The 657-nt window shown below is 53.9% G+C and carries 1 protein-coding gene; it reads left to right on the top strand.

Features of this window, described 5'->3' with window-relative positions:
• Nucleotides 1-129: 129 nt before the first annotated feature.
• Nucleotides 130-525 (top strand): MerR family transcriptional regulator, encoded by a 396-nt coding sequence (locus PKE99_RS38270; RefSeq protein ID WP_189383123.1) that lies wholly within the window; start codon nt 130-132, stop codon nt 523-525.
• Nucleotides 526-657: the final 132 nt, after the last annotated feature.

Below are 657 nucleotides of genomic sequence, written 5' to 3'. Positions count from 1 at the left end.
CCAGTTCTGGGTGAACCCCGCCCTATTCTTCAAAGGCGACCGTGTGGCCTTCATGCGAGAGTACCGCATCAAGAGGCGCAGCACATTGGAACAGCCCGCAACAGGCACTCTGGAACGCGACGGAACCCCATGAGTTACACCCTTGGAGACGCGGCAAAAGCCGTAGGAAAAAGCAAGACGACCCTGCACAGGTCTATAAAATCTGGCAAGATTTCAGCTACTAAGCTGGAAGATGGGTCTTATGCCATTGATCCGTCAGAGCTGCACAGAGTGTTCCCCATGGTAACGGAAGTAACACCGACAGGTGAGTTACCTAGAAACAAACCGGAACACCAAGGTAACAGCTTAGAAGCCCTCCGCATCCAGTTGGAAATGCAAGAGAAAGAGCGCGAGCGAGAACGCGCCCTTCTCCAGGAAACCATTGCCGATCTGCGCGAGGACAGGGACAAATGGCGTCAGCAGGCAACCGCCTTGCTTGAGGATCATCGCCCCAAAGGATTTTTCAAAAGACTCCTAGGGCGCTGACCAAAGACCCTATTTACGGGGCTACTGCGGCCCGGCGCTTAAGCCCGCCAACATCCGCATCGGGTGTTGATGAAGAATTTTGAGCGATGAGGAGCTACGATCATGTCTGTTAACCATGATGCCATGGAGGTC

Source organism: Pseudonocardia halophobica (assembly GCF_027922425.1).
In the GTDB taxonomy this organism is placed as follows: Bacteria; Actinomycetota; Actinomycetes; order Mycobacteriales; family Pseudonocardiaceae; genus Pseudonocardia; species Pseudonocardia halophobica.
The sequence above is the reverse complement of the archived record's forward strand: the minus strand, read 5'-3'. Positions and strand labels throughout refer to the sequence as shown.